The organism is Pontibacter saemangeumensis (assembly GCF_039541895.1).
Lineage (GTDB): Bacteria > Bacteroidota > Bacteroidia > Cytophagales > Hymenobacteraceae > Pontibacter > Pontibacter saemangeumensis.
Window position 1 is genome coordinate 444,459 of record NZ_BAABHC010000016.1, and the last position, 17,783, is coordinate 462,241.

The 17,783-nt window shown below is 48.5% G+C and carries 15 protein-coding genes and 1 pseudogene; 4 read left to right on the top strand and 12 right to left on the bottom strand.

The features are described 5' to 3' along the window. Window positions 1-118 precede the first annotated feature (118 nt). A complete protein-coding gene (locus ABD920_RS15920) occupies window positions 119-976 on the top strand; it encodes a hypothetical protein (RefSeq protein ID WP_345160436.1) in 858 nt (285 codons plus the stop codon). A gap of 463 nt (window positions 977-1,439) precedes the next feature. Here the strand turns inward: ABD920_RS15920 and ABD920_RS15925 are convergent, their stop codons facing one another. After that, entirely contained in the window at window positions 1,440-2,372 is a 933-nt protein-coding gene (locus ABD920_RS15925) for an alpha/beta hydrolase (protein ID WP_345160803.1), read from the bottom strand. 847 nt (window positions 2,373-3,219) lie between these two features. Between ABD920_RS15925 and ABD920_RS15930 the strand changes: the two genes are divergently transcribed. From ABD920_RS15930 to ABD920_RS15940, 3 genes are all read left to right on the top strand, one after another. Then, entirely contained in the window at window positions 3,220-3,477 is a 258-nt protein-coding gene (locus tag ABD920_RS15930; protein ID WP_345160437.1) for a hypothetical protein, read from the top strand. Between the two features lie 8 nt (window positions 3,478-3,485). Continuing rightward, window positions 3,486-3,704, top strand: a complete 219-nt coding sequence (locus ABD920_RS15935) for an MBL fold metallo-hydrolase (protein ID WP_345160804.1) — start codon at window positions 3,486-3,488, stop codon at window positions 3,702-3,704. Window positions 3,705-3,797: 93 nt separating this feature from the next. Continuing rightward, window positions 3,798-4,172 carry a hypothetical protein gene (locus ABD920_RS15940; protein WP_345160438.1) on the top strand — a complete coding sequence of 125 codons (375 nt, stop codon included), beginning with the start codon at window positions 3,798-3,800 and terminating at the stop codon, window positions 4,170-4,172. A gap of 349 nt (window positions 4,173-4,521) precedes the next feature. Here the strand turns inward: ABD920_RS15940 and ABD920_RS15945 are convergent, their stop codons facing one another. The 11 genes and pseudogenes from ABD920_RS15945 to ABD920_RS24980 form a co-directional block, all read right to left on the bottom strand. Beyond that, window positions 4,522-5,931 carry a multicopper oxidase family protein gene (locus ABD920_RS15945; RefSeq protein WP_345160439.1) on the bottom strand — a complete coding sequence of 470 codons (1,410 nt, stop codon included), beginning with the start codon at window positions 5,929-5,931 and terminating at the stop codon, window positions 4,522-4,524. Between the two features lie 472 nt (window positions 5,932-6,403). Beyond that, window positions 6,404-7,834, bottom strand: a complete 1,431-nt coding sequence (locus tag ABD920_RS15950) for a TolC family protein (RefSeq protein WP_345160441.1) — start codon at window positions 7,832-7,834, stop codon at window positions 6,404-6,406. Further along, window positions 7,827-10,991 carry an efflux RND transporter permease subunit gene (locus ABD920_RS15955; protein WP_345160443.1) on the bottom strand — a complete coding sequence of 1,055 codons (3,165 nt, stop codon included), beginning with the start codon at window positions 10,989-10,991 and terminating at the stop codon, window positions 7,827-7,829. The genes ABD920_RS15950 and ABD920_RS15955 overlap by 8 nt, the downstream gene beginning before the upstream one ends. A 25-nt stretch (window positions 10,992-11,016) precedes the next feature. Continuing rightward, a complete protein-coding gene (locus tag ABD920_RS15960; RefSeq protein WP_345160446.1) occupies window positions 11,017-12,099 on the bottom strand; it encodes an efflux RND transporter periplasmic adaptor subunit in 1,083 nt (360 codons plus the stop codon). A gap of 364 nt (window positions 12,100-12,463) precedes the next feature. Then, on the bottom strand, window positions 12,464-12,886 hold the full coding sequence (locus ABD920_RS15965; RefSeq protein WP_345160448.1) for a hypothetical protein: 423 nt from the start codon (window positions 12,884-12,886) through the stop codon (window positions 12,464-12,466). A gap of 666 nt (window positions 12,887-13,552) precedes the next feature. Continuing rightward, window positions 13,553-13,765: a hypothetical protein gene (locus ABD920_RS15970; protein ID WP_345160450.1), complete on the bottom strand. Its 213-nt coding sequence runs from the start codon at window positions 13,763-13,765 to the stop codon at window positions 13,553-13,555. 34 nt (window positions 13,766-13,799) lie between these two features. Next, on the bottom strand, window positions 13,800-16,058 hold the full coding sequence (locus ABD920_RS15975; protein WP_345160451.1) for a xanthine dehydrogenase family protein molybdopterin-binding subunit: 2,259 nt from the start codon (window positions 16,056-16,058) through the stop codon (window positions 13,800-13,802). Window positions 16,059-16,080: 22 nt separating this feature from the next. Further along, on the bottom strand, window positions 16,081-16,536 hold the full coding sequence (locus tag ABD920_RS15980; RefSeq protein ID WP_345160453.1) for a (2Fe-2S)-binding protein: 456 nt from the start codon (window positions 16,534-16,536) through the stop codon (window positions 16,081-16,083). Window positions 16,537-16,596: 60 nt separating this feature from the next. Then, on the bottom strand, window positions 16,597-17,079 hold the full coding sequence (locus tag ABD920_RS15985; protein ID WP_345160454.1) for a cupin domain-containing protein: 483 nt from the start codon (window positions 17,077-17,079) through the stop codon (window positions 16,597-16,599). Window positions 17,080-17,105: 26 nt separating this feature from the next. After that, entirely contained in the window at window positions 17,106-17,552 is a 447-nt protein-coding gene (locus ABD920_RS15990) for a carboxymuconolactone decarboxylase family protein (protein WP_345160456.1), read from the bottom strand. A 69-nt stretch (window positions 17,553-17,621) separates the two neighbouring features. Next, a pseudogene (locus ABD920_RS24980) lies at window positions 17,622-17,780 on the bottom strand (carboxymuconolactone decarboxylase family protein); the annotation flags it as partial. Window positions 17,781-17,783 lie beyond the last annotated feature (3 nt).

Sequence of the window (17,783 nt, forward strand, 5' to 3'; positions counted from 1 at the left end):
AAGCTGGTTAAAACAAGTGGGTTATAGTGTATGAACTATAGTTAGTAATCTGAACTACTATTTCCTGCTATGTTATACCACAATTGCATGATTTGTACGCCTGCCTTGTCTTAGGAGCATGGCACGTATAGATTATCCAGCACTTGTCAGAGAAGAAGTCTCTGAGCTGCTGCGCATAGAGCAGCAGCAGCGGGCCCTTATTCGGGACCGGGTACGCTTTATCCGCCTGCTTAAAGAAGGCAAGGCCCAGACCCAGCGGCAGGCCGGGGAACTGGTGGGCCTGAAGCGGCGCAAGAGCCAGCTGCTGTGGAAACAGTGCCGCGATCAGGGGCTCGACTCGCTGCTGCAAACCCACCACAAGGGCAGCTGGGCCAAGCTCGACAGCTGTCAGCAGGCGCGGCTGCTCCAGCGCCTGGACCAGGATGATATCTCTACCCAGCGGCAGCTGCCTGCCTGGCTGCAGGCCGAGATGGGCGTCACCTACTCACAGCCCGGCCTGAGCTGCCTGCTCACGCGCCTGAAGGTCAAGCTCAAGACAGGCCGGCCGGTGAACGTGCGAAAGGATGAGGCAGGGGAGGCGGCTTTTGAAAGAACTTCGCGCGCCTGGCCGCTCCCTACGGCACTGCCACTTACTTCACCGACGAGATGCGCTACGGCACCCGCACCCACTCATAACCCAGCCTCACCGGGCCGCCGGCCCCGCTGCCCGGTGAGGCTGGGTTATGAGTGGGCTTACCTGTACGTGGCGCTTTGCCCCTTCACAGGGGATGTGTTCGCCATGCGGCCGCCGCGCCTGGACAAAGCCGGTTTTCAGGTGTTCCTCGAGCAGCTTGCGCTGCATCTCCAGGAAAAGGGCACAGGCCCCGCGCTGCTCATCGGGGACGGAGCGGCCGCCCACACGGCCCAGGTTTGGGGGCAGCATGGGCTGGACTGGCAGCGGCTGCCCGGAGCTCAACCCGGTGGAGCGCTTCTTTGAAGAACTTCGGAAATGGACGGCTAATCAGGTTTTCACCGATATAGGGCAGATCGAACAATGGCTCGAAAGCATGGTCAGAAAATACATGCAACAACCTCAAGCCGTAAAACAACTAACGCTTTTTCCCTATATTGCTGAAGGCGCACCAAGCAGTTAATATTGGTATAAGGCCTTGAAGTCTGCCGCTCTCCCGGTTCTATGAGTCAGTGAGCGTGTGCCCATATAGGAACAGCTGTTTAGGTGTGCTTTATATTATAATACAGAGAGGCCCCTCATTCCGAAGGGCCTCTCTGTATATTGCCTATAAGCTACTTTAAGTTAAACAAGTACCGGTCTGATAAATATAAAGTAAGGCGTTTGAGGCTATTTCATATCAATGCAACAGGATGATTCATTGCGTGTACTTATATCCGTCTAAGTTTTTAGCAACTTACAGCTATATCGTTGATCAAGTGAGTTCTAATTACTTCCCGGACTTGGCCGTGAGAAAGTCGTTGACATCCAGCCAGTGCATGAAGGCATCGAACCAGCGGTTACTGGTTCGGTCGGGATTTCCAAGGCCGAAACCGTGGCCGCCGTTCTGGTAGAGGTGGAACTCGACAGGGATGCCCGCTTTGTACCAGGAGTCAATCACACCGAACTGACCGCGGAAGAGAAAATCATCGGTGGCGATGACATTGAACATGGGCGGAGCGTTTTTCGGCACCTCCACCGGGCCCATACCGCCATAAATCGGACCGATAAAGGCAAGCTTCATGGTCTTAGAGTTAAGTGTGGAGTGCATTGTGAGGCCAGCACCGGCCGAGAAGCCGATCATGCCTATTCTGTTAGTGTCGACACCCCACTCCTTGGCCCGCTTGAGAATCATAGCGTAAGCGGCCTCGGCGTCCTCAAGCTGGTTAGACAGGTCTTGTTGCGGCGGACTCGGCGGTGTTGCACCTTGCGCAGTGTCGGAGGACGCTGTGGCCGGGCGGGGTCGATTCATCCATGCTGTAAACTCGTCGAGCGACTCTGGAGTGGGGTGGAGCCGGTACTTGAGCACAAAGGCGGCGATTCCTTGATCAGCAAGTGCCTGTGCGACTTCCCAGCCCTCGTTGCCCATCGAGAGCCACCTGAAACCACCGCCGGGAGCCACAATCACGGCTGCGCCATTCGCCTTGCCCGGCTTAGGCAGGAAGGGGGTAAGTGTGGCAGTGGAGATGTTCCGCGCCATTGGGTCGCCCCACTGGCGGAACCAGGTTTCGGGGGCGGGCTGTCCTTCTACGCCGCCCGTGCCGAGCGGAATAGCCTTTGGCTCTGAAGGGGCTTTGAGTGGATAGATGGTGCCGTCCTGCGCCGTAGCTGATGCAGCAGAGATAAGCAAGGCGGCCATAATGAGCGGTTTAGCCAATTTCATAAGTTTATAAGTCATGGAGAGGTGATTGATTGGTGGAAGTTTGAATATATATTGGTTAAAGCATTTCAAAGGTTTTACTACCATTCATTATTGAAAATCAATAATCAAATACAAGGCTTTACCTGACAGTCGTGCATTTTCTGGCTCTAACGAGCTGCCAAGCATCCGTTCCCTCCACTTCTACTCACACAGTCGGGCTGGCGTGTTGTGCTGCTCCTCTTAGGCATCTGCGGGTATTCCGCTGAGGCAGGAACCATCAGCCTCATGAAGCAGCGGTTACACCCTGCAGATAATTGTATGAAGTACACTTTTAAACGTAAGAATAATTATGCACATGTCAAACAATTGAGTCTTAAAATTTTATCATATGCCTCCCTAAACTCCCTGATTGTTTAAGCTATTGCCCGATTGTACTCATTAACGTTAACTATAAAGCTGTCTCTATGCTACAAGTAGTGAAATTTTCTGCCGTAGGTCTTTCTCTGTGGGCAAGGCTAATAAGGGAGGAGGCAAATAACTCAATGCGAGCTGCATATCAGCTCTTGAGTTAGCCATGAAGCCACTTGCTATTGTAGAAGAAGGTGTTTATTGCCACTCTCCTACCAGTAAATTATTATCCAAAGCCCCTAAATTTATGAAGATATGCTTCGCTAATTTACCCACTTCGGTTACTTTCTAAGCAAGTACTGTAAACTATATAATTCTGGATACTCCTGTAGGCTTCTAATCTATTCAATAAATCAAAATATTTAATCTTGCATATTTACAGATAGTTACGTAATACCATCATGTCTGTTAAGTTAAAGCAGTACTATACTAATAAAGTAAGATGAGGACATACAGCAACATGCTGCTTGCCTTTTTGATGTTTGTAGCGATCACACTTAGTATCACAGCTATTGCTCAACCAAACACCAATTCAACTACTATAAAACTTATCAATCTGTATGATGCCTTTGGTGCAGAAATGGCAGGGCTAAAACAGGACTTTGGTTTCTCCTGCCTGATCGAGTATAAGGGGAAGACAATATTATTTGACGCAGGCACTAATGCTGAAATTTTTCGGCAAATCTCAAAAGTCTTCATATTGATCCCAATACAATAGATATTGCTATTTTATCACACGGTCATTATGACCATATGGGTGGTTTGGATTATTTGTTTAGCCTTCACCCAAACATAAAAATTTACCTTCCAAACGACTTTTTCTCGCTGGGCGCTCCTGTTAAATTTCCTTTCCGTGAAGTTGAACCAGCCGTTGCAAAAACACTCACAAAAGATGAGCAGTATTTTCGCGGAGAGAGGGTGGTAGAAGGCATGATGACTGTATAAACCGGCAGGTTTTGGAAAGGTAATGTCACGTATTTAACGAAAGCTGAAGAAGTGCTGCCGGGCCTGACAATTATTCCTACTACATCTCAACTTATGGGCACCTTCATCAAATACCCGCCACATGAAAGCAATCCCCAATTTATTGGCTTGCCTGAGTTGTCTGCCTCTTTTTCTACACCCAAAGGGCAAATCATCATCGCTGGATGCTCACACTCCACCCTTGAAACCATCATCCAGGAAACTCTGAAATTACGCAAAGAAAACATTCACCTGGTGACGGGAGGCTTTCACCTGATACCCTACGACCGTGCCTACATAGAAGGGCTGGCCAAGCGTATGCAAGGAGATTATGCTGTTAAAAGCGTGGCTCCTGCTCACTGCACTGGGCACATGGGCTTTTCAGTTTTTAAGCAGGTTTTCGGTGACAAGTACCTGTTCTTTGGTCTTGGTGAAACACTTCAGCTTTAAGGCTAGTAGTAAATAATAAGTCAGGTAGAAATACACATTGTCCATGCCTTTATATCAGTACCCAACTAATCCAGGATTATGAGTAGGAATCCATTATTCTATTATTTGTAGCGCTGAGCTTCTGCTTCACTTCTACCCTATTAAAGGCACAGGAGATATAACTCACTTTGTTAAGCACAGGAGCACCTGTCCCGTCTATGGAGCGATTTGGCCTATCATTCTGGTAAAAGCCGATGATCAAAAAAATAGCGCCAATAATTTGCTACAATAGCTGTTTTTCCTTTAAAAAGCTTATTATCAAAGTTTGCTCATTTATGACAGTATTATTTTCAGTAATTATACTTTTCCTTTACTGCACTACTTCAAAATTTGCCATCATCCCCATGTCTTCATGCTCCAGTTTATGGCAGTGCATCACGTACCTGCCTGTAAAGCTATCGAAGCGGATGCGCACCGTTACTGTTTCCCTGTCTTCGAGCAGAACGGTATCTTTCCAGCCTGCTTCCCATGCAAACAACTTGCCTCTACCACCAGAACGTGACACTACCTGGAATGAGGCGCCATGTATGTGTACGGGGTGAGGGGCATTACCATTTGTCTTGAACACCCACAACTCCGTATCACCTTTTTTCACGGTCCAATCGATGCGGTTTACATCATAAAGATTCCCATTGATCTTAGTCATGCCATCAAAACTAAAGGTCCTGGTTTTAACTGCAGCAGGCAAAGGCTCCACTGCAGAAGTAAGTGGTAAGGTTGCATAGAAAGGCTTCTGCTCCGTATTGCCTACCCTGAATTCAAGTATATCCCACCCTGCTCTTAGATCGCGCAGCATTATTTTGGAGCCGGCAGGGTAGTTGCGGAAATCGATCAGCACATCTGTTCTTTCTCCGTTTCCCATATCAATTCGTGCCTGATCTGAAGATAAGGGAAGAAGGCCCCCATCGTTACCAATCAGATGCATACTGGCTCCATTCGACAGCGCAAGCCCAAATACCCTGGAGTTAGCTCCGTTCAGAATTCTGAACCGGTAAACAGCTCTATCCACATCCAGGTAAGGATCCTTGGTGCCGTTTACCAAAGCTATTTGCCCAAAAAATCCGCCTGAAGTAGGCTTGTAGAGCATATCCCCACTTTTACTGAACGTTGCGTCGCGGATGACCAAGGGAACCTCATACTTCCCAGAAGGAAGGTTTTTGGCGGATTCTTCGCTGTCATTCACTATAAACCCGCCTGCCAGTCCGTTATATACCTGCTCACCTGTCATCATGTGCGGATGGGGGTGATACCAGTTGAAAGCCGCGCGCTGATTTATAGAAAAATTATAGTCGTAGGTCTCACCTGTCTGTATAGCCTGTTGGGGCTGCCCATCGTTTTCTGTACTGACTACTAAGCCGTGCCAATGAATGATGCTGTGCTCCGGTAACTGGTTCTGAAACGTAATAGTGGCATTGTCTCCCCGATTTGCTCTTATGGTTGGGCCTGGAAAGCTTTGGTTATAAGCCCAAACCTGAGCATTATTGCCACCTCCCAGGTTTACAGTTATGGGAGCTGCAGTGATAGATAATGCAGTAGGTTTAACTTCAGCGGGTAGATAGAGCAGGTTCCGGGCGACAGTACTGCCACCTCCCTTAGCTTCCTTGGAGGCACTTACTTTTAAGTTGTCCAATTCCTGAATTTCCTTTTCACAGGATAGTAAGAAAAATCCTGCGACGAGCAAAGGAGCCTTCATCAGAAAAAACCTTTTCACATTTTTCATTTTAATAAGGATTAGCACAGTTATATATTATTCAAATACTTCTTTGATTTATATCATAAAGTACGCTTTAACCACTGGATAGGCTCATGATAAGTCAGAGATAGAAATCATATTTATATATGATATTTATCACCTTTTATTCAAAAATTACTTAGTTAATTCAAATTTTATCTCCAATTCATACCGAGAACCAACGCTACCTACGATCTATATAATAGCAGAGAGTGTATCCGCAGTACAGCAATCAATGTAGAAGGAAAGTAGGGCTTATATAGGGCCAGAAAGTAGAGGTGTAGAGCAAATGGCTATGCTATAACCTTTAAACATGTGAAGAAGGTGAGGCATTATATCATTTAGAACCTGATTTATCGTCCCTTTCTCACACAAAAAAGCCGTTTTACAAATAAGTAAAACGGCTTTTTAATTATAGGAAAGAGGTATAACGGCAACTGGTAAACAGGCTGACAGCTGATTAATTCCAACCGCCGCCTAAAGCCTGATACATGTCTATATAGGCGGCTATTTGCTCTTTTTTGGTTTCAATAAGTTCAAATTTCGACTCCAGGGCTTCACGCTGGGTCAGCAGCACTTCCATGTAGTCGGCCCTTGCGGAGGCGAAGAGGTCGTTCGAAATATCGATCGACTGGGTAAGGGCCTCCACTTCCTTCGCTTTCAGTTCGTAGCTTTTTTCCAGGTTGCTGATCTTTGCCAGCTGATTAGCCACCTCGACGTAAGCGTTTAGAATGGTTTGTTCATAGTTGTAAACGGCCTGTATCTGCAGTGCGCTGGCACTATAATAGGTTGCCTTAATCGCATTCCTGTTAACCAAAGGTGCCGCTAAGTCCCCGGCGAGGGAAAATAGCAGTGACTCGGGTTTCAGCAAAAACCCTGGATCAAATGCCTGATATCCTATACCAGTGGAAATACCCAGTGAGGGATAAAACCTTGCCTTTGCCACGCTCACATCCAGTTTGGCAGCAGCCAGTTCCAGTTCGGCCTGCTTGATGTCAGGGCGGTTGCCTAATAACTGCGCCGGCATACCGGCATGTATGGTTGCAGGTGCAAAGGTCTCAAAAGCCTGGTCATTCCTTATTATTGGCTGCGGGTACCTGCCCACAAGGAAGTTAATCCTGTTCTCGGTTTCCGTTATCTTTTGCTGAATGTCATATTGCAGGCTTTGCGTGTGGAGCACCTGTGCCTGGAATCTGCGGACTGCCAACTCCGTTACCCTGGCAGCTTGCTTCTGAAGTTTTACAATTCTCAGGGCATTGCTTTGGATCTCGATGTTCTGGTTTACGATCGCCAATTGATTATCGAGCGCCAGCAGTTCGAAGTAGGAATCAGCGATTTCGGCAATAAGGTTCGTAACCATGAAATTTTTCCCTTCCACAGAAGACAGGTACCTGCTTACAGCCGCCTTTTTCGCGTTGCGCAGCTTATGCCATATATCCACCTCCCAGGTAGCATAGGCCCCCACCAAAAAGTCAGGCAGCGGCTCCGGCATTTCTCTTTCCGGTTTGATGTCGGTGGTCGCCTCCATCGCTCCTATGTTGGTGTATCGCGCCACCTTGTCTAGTCCAGCCCCACTTCTCAGGCCAATGGTTGGCAGGTACTCCCCCTTCCGGGCCCTCACTTCGTTTCTGGAAATCTCTATTTCCTGTAAAGTGATATTCAGCTCCTGGTTGTTCTGCAGGGCCGTATCAATAAGGGCGGTCAGATTGGTATCGGTGAAGAAATCCTTCCAGTTAACCTTTGCCGTGTTTGTTGTATCCTGCGAGTTGCCGTAACTCGCAGGTACCGACGTGATCGCTGTTCTTTCTACTACAGATGGGGTGACACATGCCGTAAAGGCAAACGACATGCAGGCTACTCCTACGCATTTATATATGATTCTTTTAAACATGGTGGACATAATCTTCAGTTAAAGGAGTTTCATGTTCATCTTTGATCAGGTGGCGGCCATCTGCCAAATGAGCGAATATGTAATACAGTCCGGGCACGATGATGACGCCGAAAATCGTTCCGAATAACATACCGCCTAGGGCAGATGCACCAATTGTGCGGTTACCGATGGCCCCTGCACCGGTTGCAATGATCAACGGTATCAGTCCGGCGATAAAGGCAAATGATGTCATCAAGATGGGACGGAAGCGCACCCTGGCACCTTCAATGGCGGCATCCAGTATAGAAGCCCCTTCCAGACGCTTCTGGACGGCAAACTCTACGATCAGCACGGCATTCTTGCCCAGCAGACCAACCAACATTATGAGTCCTATCTGGGCATAGATATCATTTTCCAGTCCCATTAGCTTCAGTGTCGCGAATGAACCAAACACCCCAACCGGCAGCGAGAAGACTACTGCCAACGGAATAATAAAGCTCTCGTACTGTGCCGCCAACACGAAGTAGACAAACATCAGCACCACCAGGAACACATACAGCGCCTCATTCCCCCTGCCTGCTTCGTCATATGAAAGGCCTTCCCAGGCGATGTCATATCCTTGTGGCAGTGTTTCCTTTGCAACTTCTTGTACAGCCTGAATGGCGTCTGCAGTAGTATAGCCTTTGGCCGGAAGCCCCTGGATGGCCGCAGAATTGTACATATTGAAACGCATCACTTCGTTTGGCCCCTGCGTTTTCTTAAGCTTCATGAACGCGGAGTAAGGCGCCATTTCGCCCTGATCGTTCTTGACATAAAGCTTCAGAACATCAGACGGAAGCCTCCTGAACCGGGGATCGGACTGCACATAGACTTTGAAAAACTGACCAAACTTAATGAAGCCTTGTTCATAGGTGCTTCCTATTAAAATGTTCAGGTTTTCCATCGCTTCTCCGATAGACACGCCCTTCTGCATCGCCAGATTATTGTCTATCTCCAGCTCATATTGCGGATAGTTGGCTGCGAAAAAGGTGAATAACCCCGAAAGCTCATTTCGCTTGCGCAAGTTATCCATAAACTGCTGGTTTATTCTGTCGAACTCCTGGTAGTCGGTATCAGTGGTTTTGTCCAGCAAACGCATCGAAAAGCCCCCTGAAGAGCCAAACCCCGGGATGGCCGGTGGTTCAAAGAACTCTACAACGGCCCCAAGGCCCTTTGACTTCTCCTCCAGCTCTTCCATGATTTCTTTCACTGTGTGTTCGCGCTCCGACCAACTTTTCAGGTTGATCAGGCATGTGCCGGCATTAGATCCCCTTCCTTCGGTCATAATCTCATACCCTGCCAGAGAAGACACCGATTCCACCCCTTCGATTTTCTCACAGATTTTCTGAAGCCTTTGTGATACCTGGTTGGTTCTTTCCAAAGTAGAGCCCGGGGGAGTTTGGATTATGGCATAAATTGTCCCTTGGTCTTCATTGGGAATAAAGCCTGCCGGCAAAATCTGGTTTTCGTAGACTATGCCTGCGCCAAATGCCAGTAATATACCCCACGTGAGCCACCTTCTGCTGACGATTGACTTGAGCAAGCCTACATATTTACCCGTTAGTTTGTCAAACCCGCTGTTAAAGCTGTCGAGCGATCTGGTAAGCAGGTTTCTCTTCCTTTTTTTACCATGATTGTTTTTCAGTAACATGGCACATAATACTGGTGTGAGCGTAAGGGCGATCACAGCCGAAATCACGATGGAACTGGCCATGGTAACGGAGAACTGCCGGTAAAAAGTACCAACCGGACCTGACATGAACGAGATTGGAAGAAATACTGACACCATCACAGCCGTAATGGCGATGATAGCGCCGCTTATCTCCCCGAGTACTTCCTGTACAGCTTTATAGGGCGACAGATATGGCTTATCCTCAATCTTGGCATGAACGGCCTCCACCACTACGATTGCGTCATCCACCACAATGCCAATTGCCAGGACAAGGGCAAAGAGAGTCACCAGGTTGATGGAAAGCCCAAAAAACTGAATGACAAAAAACGCCCCGATCAAGGATACCGGAACCGCCAGGATCGGTATCAGGGTAGAGCGCCAGTCACCGAGGAATATAAAAACAACGATGGCAACCAATATGAAGGCGTCTCTTAGGGTATGAATCACTTGCTCAATGGAAGCGTCCAGGAACTGGGAAACGTCATAGCTGATTTTATAGTCCACTCCCGGGGGGAAGTTCGCTTTCATTTCTTCGAGCTTGGCTTTTACTTCAGCAATTACATCACTGGCATTGCTGCCATAGTTTTGCTTCAACACAATGGCAGCCGAAGGATGGCCATCCAAGTTGGAATAAATGTCAAAGAATTCACTCCCTAACTCGACTGTGGCTACATCGCTCAGGTGTATGCTTTCGCCTTCTGCATTGGCCCGGATGATAATATTTTCGTACTCCTTCGGTTCGCTGTATCTTCCCTTATAGGTAAGCACATATTCAAGCGACTGGGCGGCTATGCCTGAACTTTGGCCCAACCTGCCCGGGCGTCCAATGATACTTTGCTCCCCTAAAGCCTTCATTATTTCATTTACAGATAGGTTATAAGCCCGCATGCGGTCAGGGTTTAGCCAAATGCGCATGGCATATCTGCGGCTACCGAGTATTTGTGCCCTGGCCACCCCTTTGGTCCGTTGTATTTCAGGGATCATTTTAACGGTGGCGTAGTTGAACAGGAATTTTTCATCCATGCTCTCATTCTTAGAATAGAGGTTGACATACATCAACATACTCGGCTGAATGGGGGTAATCACAACCCCTTCCCGCTGCACCAGTTCAGGCAGGAGCGGCATTACCTGGTCCACCCTGGTTTTCACCCGGATCACCGCATCATTGGGATCGGTGCCAGGTTCAAAAATGATCCTAAGGGTAGCCTCACCGGCACTGGTTGCATCGGTGGCTAAATACCGCATCCCCTCCACTCCATTAATAGCCTGTTCCAGTGTAATCAGCGTAGACTTGACCAGCACATCTGCGCTGGATCCGGGATAGGCGATAAAAATATTCACTGTGGTGGGGGCGATTTCAGGGAATTGTGAAATCGGCAACTGTCTGATTGACAAGACCCCCACAAAAACAATCATGACCGATATTACGATGGCGAATACGGGTCGATGTATAAACTTACTAAACATGTCTTCTGCTTTTTAGGATAGTTGATTATTCCGCATATAAATCCAATTGAGACATGACAGAATCAGGCGCCACGAATTTGTAGTGGATTTTTTCGTTTTCCCGTACCAGGCGCAATCCTTCCAGCAGGAACTTGTCACTTTTAGCCAATCCATCTTGTACAACATAGATATGCGGTAACTCTGCTGCTATGCTGATTTCCCTTGACCTTAGGACATTGTCTTTGTCCACCACATAAACATATTTTTTGTCCAGGACTTCAAAAGTGGCCTTCTGAGGGATGATCAGCGCATTATTCAGCGGCACGCTCATCAGGATATTGCCTGTTTCGCCATGCCGTAGCAGCCTTTTGGGGTTAGGAAATGTGGCTCTGAACGCAATATTTCCTGTTTCATTGTCAAAGTCGGCTTCGATGGTTTCTACCACACCCGGATACTCAAACAACATGTTGTTGGCCATTAGCAGGTTCACGTTAACTTTGCTGTCTGCATGTGCCTTTGACTCATAATCCAGGTACTCAGCTTCCGGAACATTGTAATAAACCCACATCTTGTTGTTGTCTGACAGCTCTGTTAGCAGTTCTCCTTCCTCTACAAGGCTACCAAGCCTTACATGGAAGCGACCGATGATCCCGTCAAAAGGCGCTCGTATCTCTGTGAATTGCAGATGAACCTGGGCTAAGGCTAACTCAGCTTTAGCCTTATCGTATTTGGCGCTAGCCATTGCCTGTTCACTTGGTGCCACGATGTTGCTATCGGCCAGCCTCTTCGTGTTCTGGTATTCAATTTGGGCAAAACTGGCTTCCGCCTTCGCTTTCTGCAGCTCGGCTTCGTATAGCTTGGGCATTATTTTAAATAACAACTGCCCTTTCTTCACGAATTCACCTTCATCTACAAAGATGTTCTGCAGGTAGCCTCTTTCCTGGGCTCTGAGTTCAATATGGCTGATGGAATGGATCTGGCTCACGTACTCTTTTGTGATCGTGGTGTCCATTTGCACCGGGCTGGTTACCAGAAATTCTGTTGCCTCTTCCTTCTCTTCTTTTTTTGCCTCACAGCTTGTGTTGCACAACAAGGCGCACAAGCCCATGAGCATGAGAACTCTCTTCATGGTCTTCTTGATAATTTTGTTTTTAAAATGATAAGGATTGATTGTATTTTATAGGAGATGTGCACACATAGTGCTTCTGCGCACCCATATGGTCCAAGTTATGGATGCTGCCATAAAAGAATAATGGAGAAGAAGGTTAGGCACTTACAACGTAGTTCCCCCTATGCGGACTTACCAAGGGGATGACCACAACACCATATCATCGTACAGGTTGATTTGTTTCGCGACCTTACATTATTGCGGCGTAAGAGTATCGAAACAGAACTTTTAGCGATTATACCGTCAGGTTCGACACTATCTGCCAACCCACGGCTGCAGGATGAGGTGGTGATTATTGCAAGCTTCTACCTAGCCAAGGTTCATATCATATCCTGAATACCTGGAATATGAGATACCGTCTGAGAGATGAGTTATATGAGATTTGCTTACAGAAAAGTAAGCTTCTTTTGATGTAACGGAAAAAAAAGGCAAGGATAAGAGCGTAAAGAGAAGCAGCTAAGTAATTATTGCTCTCTAAAAACTTTTGGATTGAAACAAATTCATCCTCTTCCTCCTCGATGTCCGTGGCTTCTAGCTTGAAGCTATCCCCTGAACTTGGTGAAAAATATCTGACTTTTAAGGGTTGATCAGCTTGAATGGCGCCATAGCTGGCGAGTTCTGAGCCATTCGAAACTTTGGCCAGAGAAATGCGCGAAAACTCCTGACTCGATTGCGCATAGATTTGACTGTGCACGCTCAACAGCAGCACACACAAAAACAGAAGATATTTCAGGAATGGCTTTACCATCTGAAGGCAAAGCTACATCTCGTTCATAATACATACAAGCGTGTTGCTTGCTCATATATAAATATTATAATCAACAGCCGCAAATAATTGTTATAATGCTAATAAAGAGGCAATTCTTTTCTTTTTATTTTATCATGACGCCTGTGCGCCTGCCGAAAAATTTATGAAAAGGCAGAATAACCGTTTAGATGCCACACTTCATTTTTAGCAAGCAACATTTTTGGATGTAGAAGTCTAGCGGAGCTTTTATACCAACTTATATATACCCCCTTCCATAGTGACAGTGAAAATGGCATTTCCTTTTTATTCATAAGCATGAAGCCATATAGGCAAGAGGCTTTAGGCTATCTGGTAAAAGCACTCTACTACCACTCCGGGCTTCCGGCGCGGATCAGGCGCCGATAAGAACTGAGTTCAAACAGGGCAACGGGAAAGCAGGTACGCTGAGGCTATTCAGAAGCCGGCTATTTGGGTCGCTGTGGCCGACGCTACGCGTACCTTTTAGCTATGGTTACTCATACATGATCCACCCGCTCACCCTGTTAAAACGAATATCCCAGTCAGACATCTTGTAGCTGTTTCGCTGGTATACAAGGTTTCGTTTCAGAATTATGCTTATGACCCTACACCTATGCTTTGACTCAATTTTTGTAAAAAGTATACCGGCTATTCTATACTATCGGGTGCAACTAAACTGTCGGCTGCCGTGACAGAGGTATCGCTCATCATCACGCCTACGGCACCTGTGGTATCCGATGTTGGAGGAGGCGTGGTGCTGTTGACAGCGGCAGTGCTGTCTGCATCTACAGCACTTTCGCCACCGTTTCCGCAGCCTGTAAAAATGCCTGCTAAAGTGAGGGCCATTAAAGTCTTTTTCATATAGAATATGTTTTCTTTCTGAGAATAGTTGCCCTTACACCAGCGGCTGTTTGTCCTGCAGGAAGGGCTGGGTATATTCCCGCCTGCCGGTTGCTTTATATATGGCGTTAGCCAACGCCGCAAAAATAGGCGGGAACAACGGCTCACCCAGGCCAGTGGGATCCACTTCACTTTTTACAAAATGTACCTCAATAGCTTTCGGTGCCTCACTGTGTCTGATCATGCGATAAGTGTCAAAGTTTTTTTTCTGGGGGACTCCCTCTTCAAAGGTCATCTCACCAAATAAGGCATTCCCGATCCCGTCTATAATGCCTCCTTCCGCCATATTAGTGGCCGCATCAGGGTTTACGACCACACCGCAGTCAACGGCAGCATATACTTTCTCCACAACGGGCTTGTCTTCCTTCATGGTCAGATCGATTACCTGGGCAACATAGGTGTTGTGACAGAAGTAGGCCGAAACGCCCCGGTGAACACCGTCCTTGTTTCTTTTCCAATCGGCCTTGTCTCTCACCAGTTTCAACACGCCGGCATACCGGTCCGGGTTATAATCATTCTGCTCTCCAACAGGCTTGCTTTTGGCGCGCTCCAGGAGATCCAGGCGGAAGTCTATCGGGTCCTTACCCGCCAGTTCCGCCACCTCGTCCAGGAAAGACTGCTCCACGGCTCCCAGGAAATTCGAGCGGGGCGCCCGGAAGGCCCCAATGGTGATGTTAGAGTTCAGCACCCACTCCTCTGCCAGGTAATTGTCCACAGCACCGGCCGGAAAGCGGTTTTGGGCAAAGCCAAGGGGGCTTTCCGGTATACCGCCTGCCTTCACCTGGTAGGCAATCATATTGTTATTTTCATCCAGAGCCGCTTTGTAAGTGGCCGTGTACGTGGGCCGGTATATGCCGTAGGTCATGTCATCCTCACGGGTATACACCAGCTTGACCGGGGCATTCAGTTTCTGGGAAATGACCGCCGCCTCCACCAAATGGTGACCGTAAGCCCGCTGGCCGAAGCCGCCTCCCATTCGGGCCAGTCTGATTTGAATTTTTTCCTTTGGCATCCCCAGGCGTGCAGAAAGGGCCTGCATAATAGACTCCGGTGCCTGGATGGGGGCAATAATTTCCGCTTTTTCTGCGGTTACATGGGCAAAGCAGTTTACCGGCTCCATGCAGTTGTGCGCCAGGAAGGGAGCCGTATACGTTCGCTCTATCACTTTGGCCGCCTGCTGAAAAACTCCTTCCGGATCCCCGTCTTTCCGGAGCACTTTGCCGGGCTTCCTGGCCATTTCTGCCATCTTTGCCAGGTGCCCTTCGGTGCTCTCCAGACCGGCGGGAATGATGACGGATTGTTGTTTACCGCCCCAGCCGGCCACTGCAACTGTAGCGTCGGCTGTCTTTTCCCATTCTACCTTTAAGGCCTTCTTGGCGTTCATCACCTCCCAGGTGGTATTGCCCACCACCACCACCAGTTCCGTGAAGCTGGTCGTGTCGAAACCGTTTCTTACGTAATCCTCCGCCAAGGTTTTGATGACAAACACATCCCTGATGCCGGGCATCGCTTTGGCGGCACTGTCCTCTACTGATTTCACCTTCAGGCCGAAGGCCGGCGGATGGGCCATCATGGCAATCAGCATCCCCTCCTGTTTGTGATCCAGGGTGAACAATGGTTTGCCAGTCACGATATTTGCCCCTTCCACGTTCCTTTTCGAGTTGCCGATTATTTTGAAATCACCCACTTTCTTCAAAGGCACCTCCTCTGGCACCGTGAGTCCGGCTGCCTGAGAGGCAATCTCCCCATAACCCGCTTCCTTGCCGCTTGCTTTGTGGTGCAATACGCCGTTTTTTGTGGTGATTTCACCGGCAGGCACCTGCCAGGCTTTTGAAGCTGCCTGAACGAGCATGTGCCGGGCGGTGGCCCCAGCGGTGCGCAGCGGTTTCCAGGCCATCTGCATGGCCAGGCTGCCGCCGGTAAACTGGCGGTCAAACCGCTCCGGGTAAAAATCAGCCTGCTCCACAATGACGTTCTTCCAATCAATATCCAGCTCTTCGGCCAGCATCATCGGCAGGGAGGTCTTGACATTAGATCCAAATTCAGGGTTGGGGGCCATCAGGGTAACCAACCCGTTGTCTCCGATTTTGATGTAGCTGTTGAGCTCAAACCACGCCTTCGGGAGGTTCGACACCTCTTCAGGAGTAGGCTTACAGCCTGCCAGCCAGCTAAAGCTGAGCATCATACCGCCACCGGCAAGGGCCGAAACCTTTAAAAATTTCCTTCGGTTCATCGATGTTTTTACCTGTGTCATGTGCTGGGAAGGTTTAAGTTGATTAAGATTGAGCAGCTGTCTTGATGGCCGCCTTAATACGCAGATAAGTGGCACAGCGACAGATATTGCCGTTCATACCCAATTCGATTTCGGCATCAGAGGGAGTAGGATTAGCTTTCAGCAGGGCCGCGGCGCTCATGATTTGCCCGGCCTGGCAGTAGCCGCACTGCGCCACATCGTGCTCCAGCCACGCCTGCTGTACCGGGTGGTCGCCCTTTTCAGAGAGCCCCTCGATGGTGGTGATCGCCTGGTCGCCTACCGCCGATACGGGCAGCTGGCAGGAGCGCACCGCCACGTCGCCGAGGTGGATGGTGCAGGCCCCGCATTGGGCGATGCCGCAGCCGTACTTGGTTCCGACCAGGTTCAGGTGGTCGCGTAAAACCCACAGCATCGGCGTGTTGGGATCAACGTCCACCACTTGCTTTTTTCCGTTGACATTCAGGTTGATCTTTGCCATTGCGATTCAGTTAAGGTATGTCTGATATTAAGATAGCAGGAAAAGACACATTTATCAATTTCACTGCTTGTTATATGCTTCATCGGTCACTGGCTCCAACCATACGGTAGGGCCGCTTTCACGCCCTGTTATGGCGATCTGGACGAATTCACGATCTGCACTTGCTCCATGCCAATGGGGTACCTCCGCCGGGCATTTCCTCACATCTCCCTTACGCAGAATTACTTTTGGTTGTCCTTTTTCCTGGTAATACCCTTCTCCCTCCAGGGCCAATATAATTTGCCCGGCCGGATGAGAGTGCCAGTTCGTCCTTGCGCCAGGTTCGAAGGTGACGCTTCCTACTGCATTCTGGTTGATGCTATCGGGAGTAACCAAAGAGTTTAGCCAGGCTATACCTGTAAAATTATTATTGCTGATTTTTTCCCCTTTCGGGAATATCAGTTCTGATTCTTGCCCCTGCGCTGTTTCAACCTGCGGCTTCACATTACACGAGATAAGTAAAACGATAAAGAAGGGTAGGCTGTATGTAAGGATCTGCTTCATCTTTTATTAATATTTGGCATGTCCTTCTACCGGTAGTTTTTAAGTACTTCTCCCAATACTGCCTGAGCCGCTTTTGCTTCTTTCTGGCCTATGGTTGCTGCTATGATGGTTACGAATTGTTGCAGTTGATCAGGTGTAACCCCTACGTTCAGGCAAATATTAAAATGCCCCTGCAGCATAGGCTCCACGCCGACAATACTGCTGAGCACGGCTATGGTCACCAACTCTCTTTCGGCGTAGGATAATACATCACGTCCAAAAATATCGGCGAACAAATGCTCTTTCAGAAAAACCTCTATTTCGGGAGCAAAGGCGGCATACCCTGTTTTAGGGCCATCCTGTGGTGCGCCCGTGAGTTTTCCCAGTACCTCTTTGCCGCGCTCGTACTTGCTCCGATCATCTGTTATCGGGGAGGCTTCCACGTCCCATTCATCGTTAATGCCTTTAGCTTCACGCGCTTCCAGTACGGCCATCAAGGTTTGCAGCCCCCGGATACTGCGGGGAAAACCACAGTAGGCATACAGGTGAACCATGGCTTCCTTTAATTCATTAACAGTCAGCCCCGCATCAAGGCCGGCGTCTATCTCCGGTTTTAGATTTGCTAAATCGCCTTTGGCGGTATAGGCGGCAATGGTGATGAGACCCTGTTGTTTGGGCTTAAGGGTTCTTCCACAGCGCTTTTTTGTTGTGCAGCTGCCCAGGAG